The organism is Methylotuvimicrobium buryatense 5G, from assembly GCF_000341735.1.
Lineage (GTDB): Bacteria > Pseudomonadota > Gammaproteobacteria > Methylococcales > Methylomonadaceae > Methylotuvimicrobium > Methylotuvimicrobium buryatense.
This window is the reverse complement of sequence record NZ_KB455575.1, coordinates 3,947,302-3,968,446: the sequence shown is the minus strand read 5'-3', so window position 1 is coordinate 3,968,446 and position 21,145 is coordinate 3,947,302. Positions and strand designations below refer to the sequence as shown.

Annotated in this window: 19 protein-coding genes; 2 read left to right on the top strand and 17 right to left on the bottom strand. The window is 50.3% G+C overall.

Annotation, left to right across the window (positions count from 1 at the left end; all coding sequences use genetic code 11):
* The first annotated feature begins 55 nt into the window (after window positions 1-55).
* Window positions 56-202, top strand: coding sequence for a hypothetical protein (locus METBU_RS28240; protein WP_017841924.1), 147 nt, complete (start codon window positions 56-58; stop codon window positions 200-202).
* 403 nt (window positions 203-605) lie between these two features.
* Entirely contained in the window at window positions 606-1,943 is a 1,338-nt protein-coding gene (locus METBU_RS0117855; RefSeq protein WP_017841923.1) for a GGDEF domain-containing protein, read from the top strand.
* Between the two features lie 273 nt (window positions 1,944-2,216).
* Here METBU_RS0117855 and lpxC read toward each other — a convergent pair whose 3' ends face one another.
* The 17 genes from lpxC to mraZ all read right to left on the bottom strand — a co-directional run bounded on the left by lpxC (window position 2,217) and on the right by mraZ (window position 21,074).
* Window positions 2,217-3,140, bottom strand: coding sequence for a UDP-3-O-acyl-N-acetylglucosamine deacetylase (lpxC, locus tag METBU_RS0117850; protein ID WP_017841922.1), 924 nt, complete (start codon window positions 3,138-3,140; stop codon window positions 2,217-2,219).
* Window positions 3,141-3,636: 496 nt separating this feature from the next.
* Window positions 3,637-4,794: a cell division protein FtsZ gene (gene ftsZ / locus METBU_RS0117845; protein WP_017841921.1), complete on the bottom strand. Its 1,158-nt coding sequence runs from the start codon at window positions 4,792-4,794 to the stop codon at window positions 3,637-3,639.
* Between the two features lie 35 nt (window positions 4,795-4,829).
* A complete protein-coding gene (gene ftsA / locus METBU_RS0117840) occupies window positions 4,830-6,056 on the bottom strand; it encodes a cell division protein FtsA (protein ID WP_017841920.1) in 1,227 nt (408 codons plus the stop codon).
* 35 nt (window positions 6,057-6,091) lie between these two features.
* A complete protein-coding gene (locus METBU_RS0117835; RefSeq protein WP_017841919.1) occupies window positions 6,092-6,832 on the bottom strand; it encodes a cell division protein FtsQ/DivIB in 741 nt (246 codons plus the stop codon).
* Between the two features lie 6 nt (window positions 6,833-6,838).
* Window positions 6,839-7,771 carry a D-alanine--D-alanine ligase gene (locus tag METBU_RS0117830; protein WP_017841918.1) on the bottom strand — a complete coding sequence of 311 codons (933 nt, stop codon included), beginning with the start codon at window positions 7,769-7,771 and terminating at the stop codon, window positions 6,839-6,841.
* Window positions 7,768-8,661, bottom strand: a complete 894-nt coding sequence (gene murB, locus METBU_RS0117825) for a UDP-N-acetylmuramate dehydrogenase (RefSeq protein ID WP_017841917.1) — start codon at window positions 8,659-8,661, stop codon at window positions 7,768-7,770. The genes METBU_RS0117830 and murB overlap by 4 nt, the downstream gene beginning before the upstream one ends.
* Before the next feature lie 61 nt (window positions 8,662-8,722).
* Window positions 8,723-10,162: a UDP-N-acetylmuramate--L-alanine ligase gene (gene murC / locus METBU_RS0117820; RefSeq protein ID WP_017841916.1), complete on the bottom strand. Its 1,440-nt coding sequence runs from the start codon at window positions 10,160-10,162 to the stop codon at window positions 8,723-8,725.
* Window positions 10,159-11,214 (bottom strand): undecaprenyldiphospho-muramoylpentapeptide beta-N-acetylglucosaminyltransferase, encoded by a 1,056-nt coding sequence (murG, locus tag METBU_RS0117815; protein WP_017841915.1) that lies wholly within the window; start codon window positions 11,212-11,214, stop codon window positions 10,159-10,161. The genes murC and murG overlap by 4 nt, the downstream gene beginning before the upstream one ends.
* Window positions 11,196-12,374, bottom strand: a complete 1,179-nt coding sequence (gene ftsW / locus METBU_RS0117810; protein ID WP_017841914.1) for a putative lipid II flippase FtsW — start codon at window positions 12,372-12,374, stop codon at window positions 11,196-11,198. Before ftsW ends, murG begins: the two co-directional genes overlap by 19 nt.
* On the bottom strand, window positions 12,371-13,747 hold the full coding sequence (gene murD / locus METBU_RS0117805) for a UDP-N-acetylmuramoyl-L-alanine--D-glutamate ligase (RefSeq protein WP_017841913.1): 1,377 nt from the start codon (window positions 13,745-13,747) through the stop codon (window positions 12,371-12,373). The genes ftsW and murD overlap by 4 nt, the downstream gene beginning before the upstream one ends.
* Complete coding sequence (gene mraY, locus METBU_RS0117800; protein ID WP_017841912.1) at window positions 13,744-14,826, bottom strand: phospho-N-acetylmuramoyl-pentapeptide-transferase; 1,083 nt, start codon at window positions 14,824-14,826, stop codon at window positions 13,744-13,746. Before mraY ends, murD begins: the two co-directional genes overlap by 4 nt.
* 1 nt (window position 14,827) lies before the next feature.
* A complete protein-coding gene (locus METBU_RS0117795) occupies window positions 14,828-16,189 on the bottom strand; it encodes a UDP-N-acetylmuramoyl-tripeptide--D-alanyl-D-alanine ligase (protein WP_017841911.1) in 1,362 nt (453 codons plus the stop codon).
* Window positions 16,186-17,652: a UDP-N-acetylmuramoyl-L-alanyl-D-glutamate--2,6-diaminopimelate ligase gene (locus METBU_RS0117790; RefSeq protein ID WP_017841910.1), complete on the bottom strand. Its 1,467-nt coding sequence runs from the start codon at window positions 17,650-17,652 to the stop codon at window positions 16,186-16,188. Before METBU_RS0117790 ends, METBU_RS0117795 begins: the two co-directional genes overlap by 4 nt.
* Complete coding sequence (locus METBU_RS0117785; RefSeq protein WP_017841909.1) at window positions 17,649-19,388, bottom strand: peptidoglycan D,D-transpeptidase FtsI family protein; 1,740 nt, start codon at window positions 19,386-19,388, stop codon at window positions 17,649-17,651. The genes METBU_RS0117790 and METBU_RS0117785 overlap by 4 nt, the downstream gene beginning before the upstream one ends.
* Window positions 19,389-19,667: a cell division protein FtsL gene (ftsL, locus tag METBU_RS0117780; RefSeq protein ID WP_017841908.1), complete on the bottom strand. Its 279-nt coding sequence runs from the start codon at window positions 19,665-19,667 to the stop codon at window positions 19,389-19,391.
* Complete coding sequence (gene rsmH / locus METBU_RS0117775) at window positions 19,664-20,590, bottom strand: 16S rRNA (cytosine(1402)-N(4))-methyltransferase RsmH (RefSeq protein WP_017841907.1); 927 nt, start codon at window positions 20,588-20,590, stop codon at window positions 19,664-19,666. The genes ftsL and rsmH overlap by 4 nt, the downstream gene beginning before the upstream one ends.
* A 16-nt stretch (window positions 20,591-20,606) precedes the next feature.
* Entirely contained in the window at window positions 20,607-21,074 is a 468-nt protein-coding gene (gene mraZ / locus METBU_RS0117770; protein WP_026130306.1) for a division/cell wall cluster transcriptional repressor MraZ, read from the bottom strand.
* Window positions 21,075-21,145: the final 71 nt, after the last annotated feature.

The window sequence follows — 21,145 nt, the reverse complement described above, 5'->3', positions numbered from 1 at the left end:
AAAAGGGATATCCATCCGGCAGCATCATTTCGTCGGCGCATCCGATCCGGAAACGTTGACGATTCTCAACAAAACTTTGTTGTCGTTGTTCAATGCGAAACCGGCGATATCGGCCGAAGGAGTTGTGGACGGGTTTATCGTTTGGGAGTACGACAGTCCGCCGCGTGGCGATTCGTTACATCCCGAAGAGGGGTTGGCTTAGGTAGGATCAGAGCAACTCAATCGCTGATACGATTGCAGCAATTCCCAATTTGGGGATCAAAAGGGTATGGAGTTTGCTTGGCGAGGATGTCGGCAGCAGGGCAGATTTTTGCTCCATGCAAAATCTGCATTCACGCCATCCTTGGCGTTCGAGCTGCCGCCAAGCCCCCATGGATGGGTTTACGGCGTTCCTCGACAGGCATACCCCACACCCTAAGATCGGCGAAAATGCTCAAACTGGGAATTGCTGGATACGATTGTGCTCAAATATCCTTCCTCTTATAATGCGATTTCGTTGTCCCGTGTTTTTTCCGGGTATTGGCCCTCGCCAAACACACTCCACACCCTTGTTGGCTTCTAAATTGGGAATTGCTGGAATCGTAGTATAAGAAAATGAGACTACTATGCACCTTGATAAATTTATCCTTGAAAATCTTGAAATTATTCTGCAGGAATGGGAAGATTTCGCCGCAAAGTACCTTTCTGACGCGGAAGGCATGAATAAGGATCAGTTGCGTGATCACCTCCGTGAAATGCTGCTCACGATTGCCGCTGATCTGGCGCGCTACCAGTCTGAGAAGGATCAAAGCCTAAAGGCAAAGGGTCTAGAAATCCCTAAAGATTCCCCAACACCAGCAACGACGCATGGATCAGAACGTTTAGCGGATGGTTTCAGCCTGAATTCCACAGTGGCCGAATATCGTGCCCTTCGTGCCAGTGTGATCAGGCTCTGGATGAAAAACAATTCCACGAAGTTTAATTCAGAAACAGACCTTGACGATCTGGTCCGCTTCAACGAAGCCATTGATCAGGCTATCACGGAAGCAGTGGTCAGTTACTCTGCAGAAAAAGATTACGACTCCCGCATGTTCGAGACAATACTGGCGTCTGCCCCCGACCTAATCTTTAGCTTCAATCTTGAGGGCAGGTTTATTTATGCGAATAAACAGCTGAAGGATTTATTCGGTCTTTCGATGGAGGAAATGGTAGGAAAAAATTATTACGATCTGGATTTGCCGATTGCGGCAGAACTACACGGACAAATTGAACAGGTCATCCGTTCCAAAGAGTCCGTTAGCAGAGAAGCGCCCTATACACCCTTCTCGGGGAAACTTGTATGGCATGACTATGTGTTTACACCTGTGTTCAACAATGAAGGTGATGTAGAGTCAGTGGTCTGTATAGGGCACGACGTTACCGAACGCAGAGCTTCAGAACACGATAACTGGACTAAGGCCAACTACGATAGCTTAACCGGACTGCCCAATCGAAGCCTTTTTACCAATCGACTGGAAGAATATGTAAAACATTCCCACCGTGCCGGTTCGTCGATTGCATTGCTGTTTATCGATTTGGATTATTTCAAGGAAATCAATGACCGATACGGCCACGAGGTTGGCGACAGTTTGTTAAAGCATGCGGCAGAACGCATTCATTCTTGTGTTCGGGAAAGCGATACCGCTGCACGCCTTGGGGGCGATGAATTTATCGTTATATTGGCAAACTTGCAAGATCCGAGGCACGTCGAAAGCGTCGCAGAAAAAATCCAGCAGCGGCTGGCAGAACCTTTTCAACTCGGCAACCATACCCTACAAATCTCGGCCAGTATTGGCGTTTCGCTTTCCCTGCAGGATACGACCTCTGCCAACGAGTTGGTTAATCATGCGGATGCGGCAATGTATGCCTCGAAAAACAATGGGCGCAATCAGGTCAGTTTTTACTCACCCGTTCTGACACACTGAAAATTAACTTTGATCAGAGTAAAATTATATTCAACCAGCAACTCTCAATTTGGGGATCCCTATTCTCAGTGTTGTAAAGCATCCCCGGTGGATGAATCGCTGTAGAAGGGCTTTTCGTGCAAGGTTGCAAACTATTCCGGTCCGATCGAAAAACGCGCTGATCAAAGGTGTAAAATGCGGTCGGAGAGAAGGACGGCAGCAATGCGCGCTGCCGTCTTATAATCAAGCTGAACGCCCTATAGAGTGACGTCTTTCGTGCTATAAAGCGATCGATTATGTCGGCGTAACCAATGTCTGGGCGGAACGCATGAATGAAATCGGCGCATCGTTTTCGTCATCAAAGGTCACCATTTCCCAAGCATCACGATCTTTCAGCAAAGCGCGTAACAGCTTGTTATTCAATCCGTGTCCGGATTTATAACCAACGAACTCGCCGATTAGACTGTGTCCTAGCAAATACAGATCTCCGATCGCATCGAGAATTTTGTGTTTAACGAATTCATCGGCATAGCGCAGGCCGTCTTCATTAAGAATTTTGTCGTCGTCGACCACGATGGCATTGTCGAGACTGCCGCCCAAAGCCAAGTTATTTTGCCTGAGCATATCGATATCTTTCATAAATCCGAAAGTTCTGGCTCGACTGACTTCCTTGACGAAAGTGGTCGATGAAAAGTCCATCACTGCCGTTTTCAAATGATCTTTGAAAGCGGGATGTTCGAAATCGATCGTAAACGTTACTTTAAAACCGTTGAAAGGCTCGAAAGCCGCCCATTTATCGTCTTCTTCGACCCGAATCGGCCGCTTGATACGAATATATTGTTTCGGGCTGTCTTGTTCTTCGACGCCGGCGGATTGCAATAAGAAGACGAAGGGGCCTGCGCTGCCGTCCATGATGGGTACCTCAGCTGCGCTGAGGTCTATGATGGCGTTGTCGATGCCGAGCCCTGCGAATGCCGATAGTAGGTGTTCTATCGTGGATATTTTGATTTTATCTTGTACGAGAGTAGTCGACAGAGTCGTTTCGCCGACGTTTTCAGGCGTGGCATTGATCGTGATCGGCTCTTCCAAATCCACTCTACGAAACCGAATGCCCGTGTTCGGTTCTGCCGGGCGTAAAGTCAAATAAACCTTATCCCCGGTGTGCAGACCGACACCCGTCGCCCGAATAGTATTTTTTAACGTACGCTGTTTTATCATAATCAGTAATGCCAAATAAATGGGGCAAAGCGCCGAATTTTAACACAAATTGATACCCTTCTAAGCAATAAAGCTAGGCATACTCAGGGTAACCGCATTAAAAAACAATATATCAATATGTTACCCTGTTACCTAAACCGTTTAGTCAATTTGGTTTGACTTATGGTGCCCTCCCTGGACCCCGTTAGGCCGCACCGAGCACTGACGATTTTGCCGAGAATAGCCCTCCTAGAGGAACGGCCTCCGGGTGTCTGCTGACTCACGCCATCCGGGCGCTCGCAGTTCTGCGGGACGGGTTATTTAACCCGTCCCCAACGATTCCGGTTTAGCTCTAAACATTTCGGCTTACTTCGGCAAAAGTCTAAACGTTTAGGACGGGGTTGCAAACCTCGTCCTGCTAGGGGTGCAACTATAGGATAAAAAAGTGCATCAAATAAACCTCAAATGTGCCCGCGCGAAGTATATAGATACCCGTTGTCTACCCGCAGACTTCCGGCTAATCGGCCTGACGTCTTAAAAACGCAGGAATGTCCAAATAATCCATGTCGACGTCTTTCTTCGGCTGCGCCCCGAAGCGTGTAGTACGAGGCTCTTGCCGGTTTTGACGAATCACGGTCGGCTTTTCAAAGGTGGTATAGTCATTATCCGCAGTCGCTTGCTTGACCGCCAGTTTGATCGGCGCCGCGACTGCTGCCGGTTGCGAGCCCATGCCAGTTGCAACGACGGTCACCTTGATTTCATCGCCTAGGGTTGGGTCGATCGCGGTACCGATTTTGATAATGGCATCCTCTGCACCGAACTCATGAACGATATTACCAACTTCATCGAATTCGGAAATCATCATATCGGCGGCACTGATGTTGACTAAAATGCCGCGAGCGCCTTGCAAATTGATGTCTTCCAACAATGGGCAGGCAATGGCTTTTTCCGCCGCTTCTCTCGCTCTGTTTTCGCCCGATGCGGAACCGGTTCCCATGATTGCGGCACCCATACCCGACATCACGGTTCTAACATCGGCAAAATCGACATTGATCATTCCCGGATGGGTAATCAATTCGGTAATGCCTTGAACCGCATCTAATAGCACATTGTTAGCGGCGCTGAAGGCGCTCATCAACGAAATATTGTTACCCAAGACGGGCAGCAATTTTTGATTCGGGATCGTTATCAAGGAATCGACATATTTTTCCAATGCGACAATGCCTTGCTCGGCGACTGCCATTTTCTTTTTGCCTTCGAAGTGAAAAGGTTTGGTCACGACCGCCACGGTTAAAATTCCCAGGTCTTTGGCGATCTCGGCAATAATCGGAATCGCGCCAGTCCCTGTGCCGCCGCCCATGCCGGCAGTCAAGAACACCATGTCGGCACCTTGTATGACTTCACGAATCCTGTCTCGATTTTCTTCGGCGGCTTGCTGCCCCACATTGGGGTCGGTTCCCGCACCCAAACCTTTTGTTAACTCCGCGCCTAATTGGATGATCGTATCGACATTGAGTTTCTTCAATGCTTGAGCGTCCGTATTGGCACAAATAAATTGCACACCGTCGATCTGTTTTTCAACCATATGGTTGACTGCGTTACCGCCGCCACCGCCGACCCCAATGACTTTTATTACGGCATTTTCAGCGCCGACATCCAACAACTCGTATTTCATTTCGATTCCCCTTACAAATTCACAATTTTTTGTTCTTAAAAGTTACCCTGAAACCATTTCTTTATCTTGCCAATGAACCCGGTATTTTCGACATCGAGTCCTTCATAGCTACCCCTATGTTCTTTCCCATAGAGCAATAATCCAACTCCGGTGGAATGGATAGGGCTCTTCACCGCATCGGTCAAGCCCGACACATGCTGAGGAACTCCCATCCGAACCGGCATATGAAAAATCTCTTCGGCCAGTTCTATCAATCCAGCTACTTTCGAACTTCCTCCCGTCACCACGATTCCCGCGGCTATCATTTCTTCGTATCCGCTACGTCTTAATTCCGCTTGTACCAATAGCATCAATTCTTCATAACGCGGCTCGATAATTTCCGCGAGATTTTGCACCGATATTTTACGCGGCGCACGGTCTCCAATACTCGGCACTTCGATCAATTGTTCGGTATTCGCCAATTGCGTCAATGCGCAAGCATATTTCTGCTTGATTTGTTCGGCATTTTGCGTCGGCGTTCTCAATGCCACTGCAATATCGTTAGTCACCTGGTCGCCGGCAATCGGAATTACTGCCGTATGTTTGATAGCGCCGTTCGCGAATACTGCGATATCGGTCGTACCTCCGCCGATATCGATCAAACAGACCCCTAAATCCTTTTCGTCTTCGGTTAACACCGAATTACAAGACGCCAACTGTTCCAATACGATATCGTCGACTTCGAGCCCGCAGCGGCGTATGCATTTGATGATGTTTTGCGCGGCACTGGCACTTCCGGTCACCATATGGACTTTCGCTTCGAGGCGAATACCCGACATGCCGATCGGCTCTTTGATACCGTCTTGCAGATCGATCACAAATTCTTGCGGCAAAATATGCAAAATTTTCTGATCGGCCGGGATCGCAACCGCTCGCGCCGAATCGATTACTCGATCGATATCGTATTGCGTAACTTCTTTTTCCTTGATCGCAACGATGCCGTGCGAATTGAGGCTTCGGATGTGGCCGCCGGCGATTCCGGCAAATACCGAGGTAATTTGACAACCGGCCATCAGCTCTGCTTCCTCGACAGCTCGTCTAATCGACTGCACGGTCGATTCCAGATTGACCACGACGCCTTTTTTCAGTCCTCTTGATACCGTACATCCGATACCGATGACTTCCATTTCGCCGCCGTCCGTATATTCGCCGACAATAGCCGCGACTTTGGAAGTTCCTATATCGAGCCCGACTACTACATTTCGATCTGATTTTTTTGCCATTATATAAACTCTTACAACACTCTTATCTTCGCCTGTTAGGACTGTCGCCGCTCGGCGGCCATTTTTTTCCAGTCTATTGCTTTAGCTTCCGGCTTCCACAACACGGTATATCCGTTCGGATATCTTAAATCGACTTTAGCCATCGCATCGATCTGCTCCGGCTCAAACAATTGCAGCGTTTTCAAAAATCGCTGAAAACTTTTAAGTTGCTCCTTCCTACCCAACAAAACCTCTGTTCCATTACTCAACACAATCCGCCATGATCGCCTTTCATCGATAACGAATTCGCTCAACCCTAAGGCCCGGTCGGCTAACGTTATGCTGATGCCTTTCATAATCTCCAGTACTTTTTGCTGCTGCCCGGAAGGCCCCACCAACATCGGTAAATGATCGAAGCGGTCGACATTTGCCGGAGTAAACACCTCTCCGCGAACGTTGAGCAAACCGATCTTCCCCCAACGCGCCACAGCTGCCTGCTCATATACTTTTATATCAATCGCATCGGGCCAAACTCTTTTGACGCTGACTTTATCGACCCAAGGCATTTGTTCGACCGCCTCCTTGATCGCCTCGATATCGGCGGAAAAAAAACCCGTCTTTACCAGAGGCAACAATATTTCCTTAACTTCGCTTTTGCTAATATATTGAAAAACCCCTTCCGTCCTAACGTATTTGATGGTGGTGGCATGCGCGTCGTAATTCTTTAGACTGCCCCAAACGACCCACATAATGCCTATCAGTATCACGGCACTCGCTATAATTCCGGAACCTCGCATGACTCCTTATCCGTAACTCGTTTCGAGAATTCGCCATACCAATTCTTCAAAGCTAATTCCCGCCTGTTTGGCGGCCATCGGCACTAGGCTATGATCGGTCATGCCGGGCACGGTATTGACTTCAATCAATTGTGTCTGACCGGAATTATCGATAAACGCATCAACCCGCGCCCAACCCTTGACCGCGAGCGCCTCGCAAGCCGACACCGCCAATGCTTGAAGACGCTGTTCCGTCTCTGCATCCAGTCCGCATGGACAATGATAGCGTGTGGTGTCTGCTCTATATTTCGCTTCGAAATCGTAAAACACATTCGGCGTTTCGAGGCGAATAACAGGCAGCGCTTCACCGTCCAATACCGCGATCGTGTATTCGTTGCCGCTAACCCAGGCCTCGGCATAGACATCGCACCGGTATTGCACGGCCAGCCGGTAAGCTTCGATCAACTCCGTTAAGCTGTTCGCCTTGCTCATACCTATACTGGATCCTTCCAAAGCCGGCTTAACGATGAGCGGCAAGCCAAGCTTTTCTATGCAAGCCTGCGCGTCGTTCTCGCTTTTCAATAAAAACCATTTCGGTGTCGGCAAACCTAAACCATGCCAGCATAATTTTGTGCGCAGTTTATCCATGCTCAAGGCTGAAGCTAAAACGCCGCTACCGGTATAAGGTAAACGCATCGTTTCCAAAACGCCTTGTAACACACCGTCCTCGCCACCGCGGCCGTGAATAATGTTGAAGACGCGGTCCGCTTTGACCCCGGTCAGTGCATCGATCGCGCTACCGGTGACGTCAATGGCCTCAACGTCTAAACCTTGTTTTTTCAATGCCTGAAACACCGCCGCGCCACTAATCAATGAAATTTCGCGTTCGGCTGCCGTACCGCCCATGAGCACGGCCACGCGTCCGAATTGTCCGGGCTGTTCTATTTGAACCGGCTTCATAAGGCCTCACCTACCACACAAACTTCTGTTAGCAATCTTATCCCCTGCATTGTTTCTACGGTTTTCTGCACATGACCGATCAGCGCTTCGATATCCGCGGCGTTTGCACCGCCTGTATTGACGATGAAATTAGCGTGCTTAGCCGATACTTCGGCGCCTCCAATACGGTAGCCTTTCAATCCGCACGCTTCTATCAGCCGAGCGGCAAAATCGCCCGGCGGATTTTTGAATACCGAGCCGCAACTCGGCTGGTTGGTCGGTTGTGTCTGATTACGTCGTTCTAACAATATCTTTATTTTTTGCTGGCTCTCGGCGACATCCCCAGATTCCAGTCTCAACTCGGCGGACAAAAACCATTCTTGCGCCGGACCCGATACCGAACGATAGGCTACGTCGTAATCCGCACGGTTTCGTTGTCTGACTTGTCCGAGCGCATCAATCGTTTCAACGCTGTCGACGATAGCCCAGGTCTCACCGCCAAAAGCCCCGGCGTTCATTTTCAACGCACCGCCGAGAGTCCCGGGAATACCCGCTAAGAATTCGGCGCCAACCATGCCTTGTTCACCGCAATATCTGGCGATTAATGCACAGGGAACGCCGGCTTCGGCATATACGCGACACCCATCTTTTTTACACATACCCTTCAGCCGGTTACGCGTATTGATGACCGTCCCGCGAATGCCGCCATCTCTAACCAACAAATTACTGCCTAGACCCAACCAAAAAAGCGGTTCTCTGCCCTGCTGCGATTTTATAAAATTGATCAGGTCTTGTTTATCCTGCGGTATAAACATCCAATCGGCCTCGCCGCCTACCCGCCAACTGGTATATTTGGCTAATTTTTCATGAGCAAGCAATTGCCCCTTTATTTGATCGCGCACTGATTTCATCACTCAATGATTGCATTTTGCATTAGATCTTAGTCACCGGTTTTAATCCCGGCGCCCGAAATCAACGCAGCTCTAGCGCTGCCGCCAATTGCTCCGGCAAGTCGGCAGCAATTTGTCCGACATTGCCTGCCCCCATTGTCAGCAATACATCGCCGGCTTGTAAAATGCCGGCCAATATTTCCGGCAGTTCGTCCAAGTCTTCGACGAAAACCGGGTCTACCTGACCCCTAACCCTGATAGCGCGGCTCAAAGCCCGTCCGTCGGCGCCGGTAATCGGAGCTTCTCCTGCCGGATAAACATCGAGCAAGATCAAGACATCGACGCTCGACAGCACTTGTACGAAATCCTCGAACAAATCCCGAGTGCGGGTATAGCGATGCGGTTGAAAGACAATGACTTCCCGCCGATTCGGCCATGCCTGCCGCACAGCTTCCAACGTCGCTGCAATTTCGCGTGGATGATGCCCGTAATCGTCGACCATCGTTAATCTGCCCTTATCGATCGGCAAATCACCCTGTATCTGAAACCGTCTTCCAACACCTTTAAATGCTTGCAGGCTTTTAACAATGGCAGCGTCGTCGACATCCAAAGCCGTCGCGATCGCAATCGCCGCCAATGCATTGAGCATGTTATGCCAGCCTGGCATGTTCAAGGTTACCTTGAGCGGTTCGTAGCCTCCGGCACGCAATACCGTAAACGTGGTAAACATACCGTCCTGAATAATCTCTACGGCCCGGACATCGGCCTGTTTATCGACGCCATAAGTCTTAAACGGTTTGGACATCTGCGGTAAAACTGCCCGAACGCCTTCATCATCGATACACATCACAGCCAATCCGTAAAACGGCAATTGATGAATGAACTTGATGAAGGTATCTTTTAGATTGTTATAGCTGCCTTGATAGGTCGCCATATGGTCCTGATCGATATTGGTCACGACCGCCATCATCGGCTGTAAAAATAAAAACGAAGCATCGCTTTCATCGGCTTCGGCAACCAAATAATGTCCTTGTCCGAGCTTGGCATTCGCGCCTGCACTGTTCAACCGTCCGCCAATCACGAAAGTCGGATCCAGGCCGGCTTCGGCTAGGATGCTCGCGATCAAACTGGTCGTCGTCGTCTTTCCATGCGTTCCGGCGACGGCAATACCGAAACGGAAACGCATTAATTCGGCAAGCATTTCGGCGCGCGGAATAACCGGGATTCGCTTGATAACGGCTTCATCGACTTCCGCATTGCTGCGGTCGACTGCCGTCGATACGACAACCACATCGGCATCGCTAATATTCTCTCGGCGATGCCCGATAGTGACGTTAACGCCCAATTCAACCAATCTTTTGGTAACGGCGCTTTCCTTAAGATCCGACCCAGAAACTTGATAGCCTAAATTCGATAAGACTTCGGCTATCCCACTCATACCGGTACCGCCGATACCGACAAAATGAATACGATCAATATTACCTAAAGCCTTGGTCGGTATTTTAACTCTCGGAAGGTTCATCGTCCGACCTCCGCTTGACAGCACAATGCCACAGCCTCTGTCGCATCCAGCTTGGCGCAGGCTCTCGTTTTCTTGCTCATTTCAGCTACATGTTCGATCACGACCTTGATTCGCTCAGCCAAAGTTTCGGGCGATAAATCTTTTTGCGGTAGAATCATGGCGCCTCCGACATCGGCCAAATAACGCGCATTCGCGTTTTGATGATCGTCGATCGCATGCGGTAATGGGATCAACACAGCCGGAATACCGGCTGCAGCCAATTCGCTGACCGTCATTGCCCCGGACCGGCACACCGCGATATCGGCCCATCGGTAAGCCTCTGCCATATCTTCGATAAATGCGGATACTTCCGCATCGACGCCTAATTCTTGATAACGCTGTTCGACTTGAGCACGCATGATTTCGCCTGTTTGATGCCTGACTTTCAATCCGCTCACGACCGCAACCGCATCCGGAACAACTTGATTCAGCACCTGCGCCCCCTGACTACCGCCGATGACCAGCAACCTGACCGCCTCTCCGGGCCGATGCTCTTTTTTTTCAGGAATCCCTATCAATTCTTTGCGTAGCGGATTGCCGCTCCATAGTGCATTTATTTTTTTATCGAAGCTTCCTGGAAACGCTTCCAGCACTCGATTAGCCCATTTGGCTAACAAGCGATTAGTCGTACCCGGCACTCGGTTTTGTTCATGAATCACCAGAGGAATCCCCATTAATTTAGCCATTAATCCCCCCGGCCCCGAGACAAAGCCGCCCATACCCAAAACGACATCCGGCTTGCGGCGGCGCAAAATCCGCCACGCTTGCCCGCAGGCTTTTATCAACAACAATAAGGCCTTGATTTTCGAAAATAGTCCTTTGCCGCGAACACCTGCCACCGAAAGCCAATCGATGTCAATTTTGTGCGCCGGAACGACACGGCTTTCCAAGCCGCCTTTTGTACCGAGCCAACTCATTTGCCAGCCTTGTTCGGCAAGATAATTGGCTACCGCCAGTGCCGGAAACACATGCCCGCCGGTTCCACCGGCCATGATTAAGATGCGCGAGCCCAAACCGGCCTCCTTTTAGGCTGGCTTGCAGTCATTTCCTGAACTTCGCTATTGACTCTACACAATATTGCCACTGCACAACACATCACGATCATACTGCCGCCCCCGTAACTCATCAGAGGCAAAGTTAACCCCTTGGTCGGCAACATCCCCATGTTGACGCCCATATTGATGAACGACTGGAAGCCGAACCAAATCCCGATTCCGTAGGCAATGAATGCCGCGAATTTGTTACCGACCACTTCGGCTTTAGCGCCGATATCAATGGCGCGCCAAACCAATAGTGCGAATAGTACAATGACCGTGACGACACCCAATAAACCCAATTCCTCGGCAATCACCGAAAACAAAAAATCGGTGTGCGCCTCGGGCAAATAAAACAATTTTTGAATCCCGCTACCGAGCCCTACACCAAACCACTCGCCCCGCCCAAACGATATCAACGCCTGAACCAATTGAAAACCGGTGTCCTGCGGATCAGCCCACGGATCCAAAAAACTGATCACCCTCCGTAAACGATAGGGCGAAACAATCACCAGCATCGCGGCCATCGCTAAAACCGCGGCCAATAAGATGCCGAATTGCCATAATCGGGCACCGGCCAAAAACATCACGCCCAAGGCAATAATCAGAATCACGACTGCCGAACCGAAATCGGGCTCCATCAGCAACAATACGCATGCAATCGTGAACAAGAACAATGGCTTAAGCAGACCGAACGAAGAATTTCTAACCGAGTCCTCGTAACGCGTGACATAACTGGCCATATAAATGACCGAAATCAATTTTACGACTTCCGAAACTTGGATACGGAAACCGCCTATCGACAGCCATCGAACCGCACCATTGACCCTGACGCCAAGTCCCGGGATCAATACCAACACCAACAAGCCCAGACCGAACACAAACAAATTCGGCCCCCATTGCTCCCATTTTCTGAGCGGCACGGTAAAAACACCCGCCGCCAACGCCAAACCTAGCCCGATATGGATCATCTGCTTGATCGGATAAAGTAAGCTGTTGTTGTCCAGCTTCGCGCCCAAGTGCAACGAAGAAGACGACACCATCACATAACCGATGAGCAATAATCCCGTAATTACGGCAAGCAATAACGGGTCGAGATAAAATCGGCCGGCTTTAATCGGCGTGATATTAAGGCTCATGCGTTTAGCTCCATAACCGCGGTCGCGAATTTTTCGCCTCGCTCTTTATAGCTTTTATATTGATCAAGACTCGCGCAAGCCGGAGAAAGCAATACGGTATCGCCCTCATCGGCAATTTCGGCAGCAATTTTCACCGCCCGGGCGACATTTTCAGCTTTATAAATGGGCACGCTGTTATTCAATGCTTGCTCGATCAAAGGCCCATCCTTACCCATTAGGATCACGCTTTTTGCCTGGCGTTGGATCGCCGGGACCAATTCGTTCATGTCCGCGCCCTTTGCATCGCCGCCTGCTATCAAAATCACTTTCCGGGTATAACCTTGCAATGCCGCAACGCAGGCACCGATATTCGTTGCCTTCGAATCGTTGACCCAGGTGATGCCGTTTTTAACGGCAACCCGCTGCATGCGATGCTCTAAGCCTTTGAATTTTGTTAATGCTTTGCACATCGATTGTTCGTCCAAACCAATCGCCATACCTAACGCTATTGCCGCCAATGCGTTCGCGGCATTATGCAGTCCTTCGAGCGGCAACTCGTCCAGCGCCATCAAACGCTTGTCATTCCGCATCAAATATCCCTTGTGGCCATCCCAAGCCAAATGGAACTCCGCCTCGTTATTGATCGCAAAAGTCGATATCTTCCGACCCGGCACGGCCATATCGATGACCAAAGGATCATCGGCATTCAAAACCATAGCGCCGGTGCCCCGAAATATTTTTTGTTTTTCCCGGGCATATTCAGCAACATTGTCATATCGGTCCAAATGATCCGGCGATATATTCAATACTGTCGCGGCAGAAGCATTCAGTATCTCGGTACGTTCCAATTGAAAACTGGATAATTCCAAAATATAAAGTTCGATATCCGGTGCCAATAAGTCCAACGCCGGCGTCCCCAGGTTGCCGCCGACTGCCGCTTTTTTCCCGGCTTCCACAGCCATTGCGCCGAGCATGGTCGTAACGGTACTTTTACCGTTCGATCCGGTAATCGCAACGATCGGCGCCGCTGCACAGGCCGCCAACAAATCGATATCGCCGATGATTTTGGCGCCTTGCGCATGCGCCTTGACAATCGAATCCTCCCGAAGAGAAACGCCGGGACTGACAATCAAATGAGTCGCCACTTTAAAAGCATCGGCATCGAAACCGCCGGTAAACACTGCCGCATCGGGCAGGTTTTCCAATAGCTTGTCGAGCAACGGCGGCTTTGCCCGGCTGTCGACGATGGCAAAGCGTATCCCTTGTGCATCTAAGAAGCGAGCGACCGAGAACCCCGTTTCGCCGGCTCCTACTACCAGCACTCTGGAATTGGCCGCTTCCAGACCAAACTTTTCGGCTAAAGCCGTGGCTGTATTGACTACATTCATCGTCATCTCAACTTCAAAGTCGACAAACCGATTAATACTAAAATAAAGGTAATGATCCAAAACCTGACGATAACGCGCGGCTCCGGCCAACCTTTCAATTCAAAGTGATGATGAATCGGCGCCATGCGAAACACCCGTTTACCGGTCATTTTGAATGATGCGACTTGTATAATCACCGACAGGGTTTCCATCACGAATACGCCGCCCATGATCACCAAAACAATTTCCTGTCTAACCAGCACCGCCAAAACACCCAGCGCCGCACCCAGCGACAGTGCGCCGACATCGCCCATGAACACCATGGCCGGATAGGTGTTGAACCACAAAAAGCCTAGCCCGGCACCGATTAACGCAGCGCAAAACACAATCAATTCGCCCGAATTCGGCAAAAACGGAATCGCCAAGTATTTCGCAAACTCGACATGGCCCGACAAATAAGCGAATATCCCTAGTCCCGCCGCCACCATGATAGTCGGCATGATCGCCAAGCCGTCCAAGCCATCGGTCAAATTCACCGCATTGCTGCTTCCGACGATGACAAAATAAGTCATGACAATATACAACCACCCCATTTCGATACCGACATCTTTGAAAAACGGCACGATGAATTGAGTTTCGGCCGGTGCGCTTGCTGTGACAAATAAATAGACGGCTGCACTCATTCCGATCACCGATTGCCAAAAATATTTAGCCCTGGCCGACAACCCATCGCTATTACCCAACATGACTTTTTTATAATCGTCGACAAAACCGATGATGCCGAAGCCCATCGTAACGATAAAAATCACCCAGATATAACGGTTTTCGAGGTTGCTCCACAGCAAGGTGCTAATGCCGACCGCGACCAATATCAACGCACCGCCCATCGTCGGCGTTCCGGCTTTGTCGAAATGCGTTTTAGGCCCATCCGTGCGCACACATTGACCGATTTTTCTTCTGGTCAATTTTTTAATCATGAACGGCCCGATCACCAGCGAGATAATCAACGCGGTGAGCGCCCCCAAAATGGCCCGCATCGTCAAATATTGAAAAACCCGAAACGCGCTATCGAGCGTCATCAAATATTCGGTTAAATAAAGTAACATGCTATTTCCTGTAATTCTCTACGATGGCTCCGACCACACGTTCCATGCGCTGAGCTCTCGACCCTTTCACGAGTAGGGTTTCATGACCGTTCATTTCGCGCTTCAAAGCTTCTGTTAATTCATCTTGCGTTTCGTAAAAAATGCCTCCTTCGCCAAAAGACTGCACGGTATTCCGAGCGTCGACTCCGGTCGCGAACAGCCTTTTTACGCCAATCGTTTTCATGGCTTCGCCCATTTCGCGGTGTATTTTCGCGCTTTCGGGTCCCAGTTCGCCAAAGGCGCCTAAAGCCACCCAGGGCTCACCGCCGCATTCGATCAACACATCGAGACCCGCCTTCAACGATGCAGAGTTAGCGTTGTAGGTATCATCGATCACGATATTGCCCTGACGCCCGACCAGCGGCTGTAAACGCCCGGTAACCGGCTGGACCTTTTCGAGTCCTTGCTTGATCGTCATCGGCTCAAAACCCAATGCGGTAGCGGCGGCACCTGCGGCCAAGGCATTCAGTACATTATGCCGGCCGGCCAATTTGAGCCGCATCGGATAACGCACCGCACCTTGAATCCATTCGAAAGCTGTCGCAAATTCGCCGTTTTCGATACGCGTTACGATGTTTTCGGCACGAATATCGGCGCCTGGTTTTAGCCCGAACGACAATACCTTGCGTGTTCCTGCCTGCTCTTTCCAATAATCGAAATAGGTATCGTCATGATTCAACACGGCCGTCCCATCCGAACCGAGAGAGCCGATAATTTCGCCTTTCGCTCGAGCGATGCCATCGACACTGCCGAAACCTTCTAAATGCGCGGGGCCGACATTGCTAATAATCGTCACCTGCGGCTTGGCATACCGACTGGTATAGGCAATTTCACCGGCATGGTTCGCGCCCATCTCGATCACCGCATAGCGATGCTCGGCGCCCATCCTCATTAAGGTCAACGGCACACCGATGTCGTTGTTCAGATTGCCTTGGGTATAAAGAACCGGGCCTTGAATCCCCAATATCGCAGCGGTCATTTCTTTGACCGTGGTTTTGCCGTTGCTGCCGGTAATGCCAACCACTTGTGCAGCTTGCCTGTTCCGCCAAAAACCGGCCAATTCAGCCAGAGCCAGGCGAGTATCGGACACTACAACAATCGGCATCGTCACCTCGACCTTACGACTTAAGATCGCCGCGACTGCTCCTGCCTGCTCGGCATCACCGACAAAATCATTGCCATCGAATCGCTCGCCTTTGATCGCGCAATAGAGATTGCCCGTTTCGATGGTACGCGTGTCAATACTGACTCCCGTGACGACCTTATCCTCGCCGAACAGAACTCCGCCGACATAATCCGCGATTTCGCTCAACATTAACTTCATTGCCCGACTAACCTCAGTGCTTTTATTACGGTCTCTCTATCGCTAAAAGGTATCTTTCGGCCTTTTACTTCTTGATATTCTTCATGGCCTTTACCCGCGATCAACACACAATCACCGGAGCCGGCCTCGCTAATCGCTGTCTGTATCGCCAGCGCCCTGTCATGAATGACGGAAACACCGCCCGACCGACAGCCTTCCATAATGGCTTCGACAATCATTTCCGGCGCTTCTCCGCGCGGGTTGTCATCGGTCAAAATAACCCGGTCCGCCCACTGTTGCGCAATACGGCCCATTTGCGACCGCTTGCCCTCATCCCGATCGCCGCCGCAGCCGAATACGATCGTCAATTTTTTTTCGCATTGCTTACGAAGCCCCGTCAATACTTTGTCGAGTGCGTCCGGCGTATGAGCATAATCGACAAAAACCCATGGCTCATTGCCGCCGCCATAACGCTCCATGCGCCCTGGGATCGCTTGTAAGCGTTCGATTTCTATAGCCGCTTTATCAAAATCCATGCCGGAAGCCAATAAAGTGGTAAAAACCGTCAACGCATTTTCCGCGTTGAATTCACCAAATAAAGGGATACAAACTTTTTTTTGTCGATCCCGCCAGGTTAAGTTAAGCTCGATTCCTGATAGTGTCTGACGAAGCGAATCGCCGCGAACCGATTCGCCGCAGGGTAAGGTTTTACCGCGGAGACTACTGGCCCACACGAGCACCCCATCGGGAACCGCTGCCAGCACTTGCTGACTGTAGGCATCATCCAAATTGATCACGGCAAACTTCACACCAGGCATTGCCAACAACTTTAATTTGGCTTGAACATACCGCTCCATCGAGCCGTGATAGTCCAAATGGTCGCGACTGATATTCGTATAAACGACCCCTTGAAAACGGATACCGTTCACTCGTCCCTGTTCTAAGCCATGCGAGGAAACTTCCATCGCAACCGCTGTCAGTCGGTCGTCGAACAATTTCGCCAACATGCATTGAATCGCCAATGCATCCGGGGTCGTATTGATCGTTTGGTGTAAATGGCCCGAAACTCCCCAGCCTAAGGTACCGATAATCCCGCATCGATCCAGGGCTTGAGCTAAAAACTGGCTGCACGACGTTTTTCCGTTAGTGCCGGTTATGCCAATCACATGCAATCGACCGGACGGCTCGCCATAGAATCGGCTTGCGATCGCTCCCAACTTCATATTCAGATCTTCGACCGCGATAAATGGCACATCACGATGATCGCCACCTAACCATTCGCTCGCCCCACGAGGTTCAAAGAGTACCGCACTAGCCCCGAGTTCGAGAGCTTGGCGAACATGCGCCAAACCATGCTGCCTTACGCCCTGCACGGCGATGAACACGTCGCCCGGTTTAATATCCCGGCTATTCAGAGATAACCCTCGAACGGGGATATCCGCTCCGGTTCGGGCATGGCCTGACAGCAGTTCTGCTAATTTCATTGCGCTACGAGATCCGGGGTTTTACTGATCAAAACCGGCATGGTTTCTTCTTGGTCCGGCGCGACATCGAGTATTCTCAGCGCACCGGCCATAACTTTGGAAAATACGGGACCTGCCACCGCACCTCCGTAATAAGCACCAGCCGAGGGTTCATCCACCATCACCGCGATCACGACGCGCGGATCGCTAGCCGGCGCCATACCGACAAAAATCGATAAATATTTTTTTTCCTTATAGCCGCCTTCGCCGGCTTTTTTAGCCGTTCCGGTTTTGCCGGCGACTCGATAGCCATCGACCCTAGCCTGATAGGCGGTACCGTCTTTCAAGACGACTTGTTCCAGCATGGTTCTAATCAACTGGGCCGTTTTCGCGGAAAACACGCGTTTGGCTTCGGGGTCACGATCGCGTTTCAACAAACTAACCGAATGCAGCAAGCCGTTATCGGCCAATGCCGTATAAGCCCTTGCCAGTTGAAGCACCGAAGCATTCATACCGTAGCCGAACGATAAGGTCGCCTGCGCGAATTGATTCCAGCGTTGGTAATCCAGCACGCTACCACTTGCTTCCCCTGGAAAACCGATACCCGCCGCGTTGCCGAATCCTAATTGATTGTAAATGCCCCAAAAATAGTCCGGAGGCATCTCCAGTGCGACAATGCTGGTTGCGACATTACTTGATTTTTTCAAGACATGCGTTAAATCAAGCGTACCGTAGTTGTGCACGTCTCTGACGACATTTCGCCCGATTCGGTACGTGCCATTCGTTTCGATTTTCAAGTCAGGCTTGATATAGCCGCCGTCGAGTGCCGCCGCGATAACGAAGGGCTTGACCGTCGAACCCGGTTCGAAAACATCGGTAATCGCTCGATTTCTGAATGCACTGCCTTTGAGGTGCGTTCGGGTGTTTGGATTGAACGCAGGATGGTTGGCATCGGCCAGTACCTCGCCGGTTTTTGCGTCTAGAACAACCAATGCCGCCGCTTTCGCGCGGTGCTCAAGCACTGCCGCCTGTAATTCGCGATAAGCCAAATATTGAATGCGCTCGTCGATGCTCAGCTGCACATTCCGCCCATCGATCGGAGCCGATATCGCCTCGACATCACCAATAATTTGCCTTTTGCCGTCGCGAATAACCCGCTTGCTCCCGGCCGTCCCTCTTAGTACTGCGTCATAGGCAAGCTCAATGCCTTCTTGGCCGACATCGTCGACATTCGTAAAACCGACCAAATGAGCCGATACCGGGCCCGCCGGATAATAGCGTTTAAATTCTCGTTCGAAATAAACACCAGGGACATCTAATGCTTTTACTTGCGCAGCCAAATGCGGATTGATGCGCCGTTTGACATAAGCAAAACGCCGCTTAGTACCAGGCACGATCAAGTTTTTAATTTTTCTATCGGGCAAATCGAGAAGCTTTTCCATTTGCCCGATAGCAGCCGGTTCGGCATCCGCGAGTTCTTGCGGATTTACCCAGATCGATTGAACCGGCGAGCTGATCGCTAATGGCTCTCCGTTTCGGTCCAGTATCATGCCTCGATAAGCAGACACCGATACCGCACTGACATGGCGCATATCGCCCTGCTGTTTGAGAAATTGCTTTCTCAATACCTGCAGGTCGAAGGCGCGAACGGCCAGCAAACCCATCGCTCCAAGCATAAAAACCAATAACACTTTACGCCTGACGGTAAAGTCCGTTTCCGGTTCATCCTTTTTTTTACGCGTTGAAAAACCGTGCATCTAAGGTTTTAAATAAATAAATTTGTCTCGTTCCGGCATGACCAGTTTTAATTTATCCCGGGCAATTTGTTCGACCCGATTTTCTTCCGCTAATGTCGTCAACTCCAACTGTAATTGACCCCACTCTACTTCGTATCGGTCCAGCTCGCGTTCTTGTTGCTGTATTTCGACAAACAACAATCGTGACTGATACTTGCTGTAAATGACTCCCATTGCGGATCCCAGTATTAACAGCAACAAGCCTGCCAAGGATAAAATAGCGCTCCTGGTTTCCGTCACAACCTTTCCGCCACACGCATGATCGCGCTTCTTGCCCGTGGATTTTTCGCCACCTCGCCTCCACCGGCCTTGATCGCTTTACCGACTTTGCGCAAAATGCCTTTCTTTATTTCAGATTCCATAATCGGTAATCTGCCTGGATCGTACTTGGCTCCCGACTCCGCGCGGATAAAACGCTTGGCAATTCGATCTTCCAATGAATGAAACGAAATCACAACCAGACGTCCGCCGGGTTTTAATACATCGACCGCCTGCTCCAAACCACTTTTCAATTCCTCGAGTTCTCGATTGACAGCAATCCGAATTGCCTGAAAAGTTCGGGTTGCAGGGTGTTTGTGCTTTTCTCTAACAGGCACACTGTTTACAATTAGTTCGGCAAGTTGCCGCGTCGTCGATAGCGGTTGCTCCTGGCGCTGTTCGACAATGGCGCGAGCAATTCGCCGCGCAAAGCGCTCTTCGCCGAATTCGAATAACACTTGAACCAAATCGCGCTCATCGACTTCGGTCAACCATTGCGCTGCGGACAAACCCGAGCGATGATCCATTCGCATATCCAAAGGGCCGTCGTATAAAAAACTAAACCCCCGTTCGGGGGTATCCAATTGCGGCGACGAGACGCCTAAATCCATTAATAAGCCATCCACCCGACCTCGCACATTCTCCTGTTCGGCGATTGCTTGCAATGACGAAAAGCATGCATGATGCAAACTAAAACGCTTATCGCTCGCTATTTCACGCGCCCATTCCGACTGAATCGCATCGATGTCCCGGTCTAAGGCTAGTAAGCGACCGGAAGGACCTAACCTATCCAGAATCCCACGACTGTGTCCGCCACGCCCAAATGTACAATCGATATAAATGCCATCGGCTTTAATGGCAAGCGCTTGCAACGCTTCCGAAAACAATACGGGCAAATGCTCCACTTAAGATCTCCCCGTATTAAAAAGACAAAGAACCTAGCTCTTCGAGACCTTCGGTATCGTCGCTGTTCATCCATTCGGCTTCTTTGGCATTCCATGCCTCTTCATTCCATATTTCGAATTTGTTCAATTGCCCGACCAACATAATTTTCTTGTCCATGCCGGCAAAGCTTCTCAATTTCTCCGGCAATAATATACGGCCTTGCATATCCATTTCGCATTCTGTCGCGTTACCGATCAAAAAACGCCTAAGTTTGGTCAGCATTTTATTTAAAGTCGGCTTCTTAAGAATGGCCTGTTCGACTTTTTCCCATTCCGGCAAGGGATAGAGCCACAAACAACCGTTTTCGCCGACGCAATGCTCATCGACCGCAACCGTGACGATCAATTGCCGATCGCAACTCTCCAACAACTCCTCCCGATATTTAGTCGGAATTGCAAAACGCCCTTTCGCGTCAAGATTGATTGGATTGATGCCTCTTAACAAAATAAGCCCCGGCTCGCCAAAAAAATCCCTTTTTTTCCACTTTACACCACTTTTGTTCACTATAGATTTCA

What these genes read in the sequence shown, in the direction of transcription:
- murC (WP_017841916.1), bottom strand. Translation starts at nt 10,162, where the DNA reads ATGAACCTTCCGAGAGTTAAAATACCGACCAAGGCTTTAGGTAATATT.
- murD (WP_017841913.1), bottom strand. Translation starts at nt 13,747, where the DNA reads ATGACGATGAATGTAGTCAATACAGCCACGGCTTTAGCCGAAAAGTTT.
- mraY (WP_017841912.1), bottom strand. Translation starts at nt 14,826, where the DNA reads ATGTTACTTTATTTAACCGAATATTTGATGACGCTCGATAGCGCGTTT.
- ftsZ (WP_017841921.1), bottom strand. Translation starts at nt 4,794, where the DNA reads ATGAAATACGAGTTGTTGGATGTCGGCGCTGAAAATGCCGTAATAAAA.
- METBU_RS0117795 (WP_017841911.1), bottom strand. Translation starts at nt 16,189, where the DNA reads ATGAAGTTAATGTTGAGCGAAATCGCGGATTATGTCGGCGGAGTTCTG.
- lpxC (WP_017841922.1), bottom strand. Translation starts at nt 3,140, where the DNA reads ATGATAAAACAGCGTACGTTAAAAAATACTATTCGGGCGACGGGTGTC.
- METBU_RS0117830 (WP_017841918.1), bottom strand. Translation starts at nt 7,771, where the DNA reads ATGAAGCCGGTTCAAATAGAACAGCCCGGACAATTCGGACGCGTGGCC.
- ftsW (WP_017841914.1), bottom strand. Translation starts at nt 12,374, where the DNA reads ATGAGCCTTAATATCACGCCGATTAAAGCCGGCCGATTTTATCTCGAC.
- METBU_RS0117790 (WP_017841910.1), bottom strand. Translation starts at nt 17,652, where the DNA reads ATGAAATTAGCAGAACTGCTGTCAGGCCATGCCCGAACCGGAGCGGAT.
- METBU_RS0117855 (WP_017841923.1), top strand. Translation starts at nt 606, where the DNA reads ATGCACCTTGATAAATTTATCCTTGAAAATCTTGAAATTATTCTGCAG.
- ftsA (WP_017841920.1), bottom strand. Translation starts at nt 6,056, where the DNA reads ATGGCAAAAAAATCAGATCGAAATGTAGTAGTCGGGCTCGATATAGGA.
- METBU_RS0117785 (WP_017841909.1), bottom strand. Translation starts at nt 19,388, where the DNA reads ATGCACGGTTTTTCAACGCGTAAAAAAAAGGATGAACCGGAAACGGAC.
- METBU_RS0117835 (WP_017841919.1), bottom strand. Translation starts at nt 6,832, where the DNA reads ATGCGAGGTTCCGGAATTATAGCGAGTGCCGTGATACTGATAGGCATT.
- murB (WP_017841917.1), bottom strand. Translation starts at nt 8,661, where the DNA reads ATGAAATCAGTGCGCGATCAAATAAAGGGGCAATTGCTTGCTCATGAA.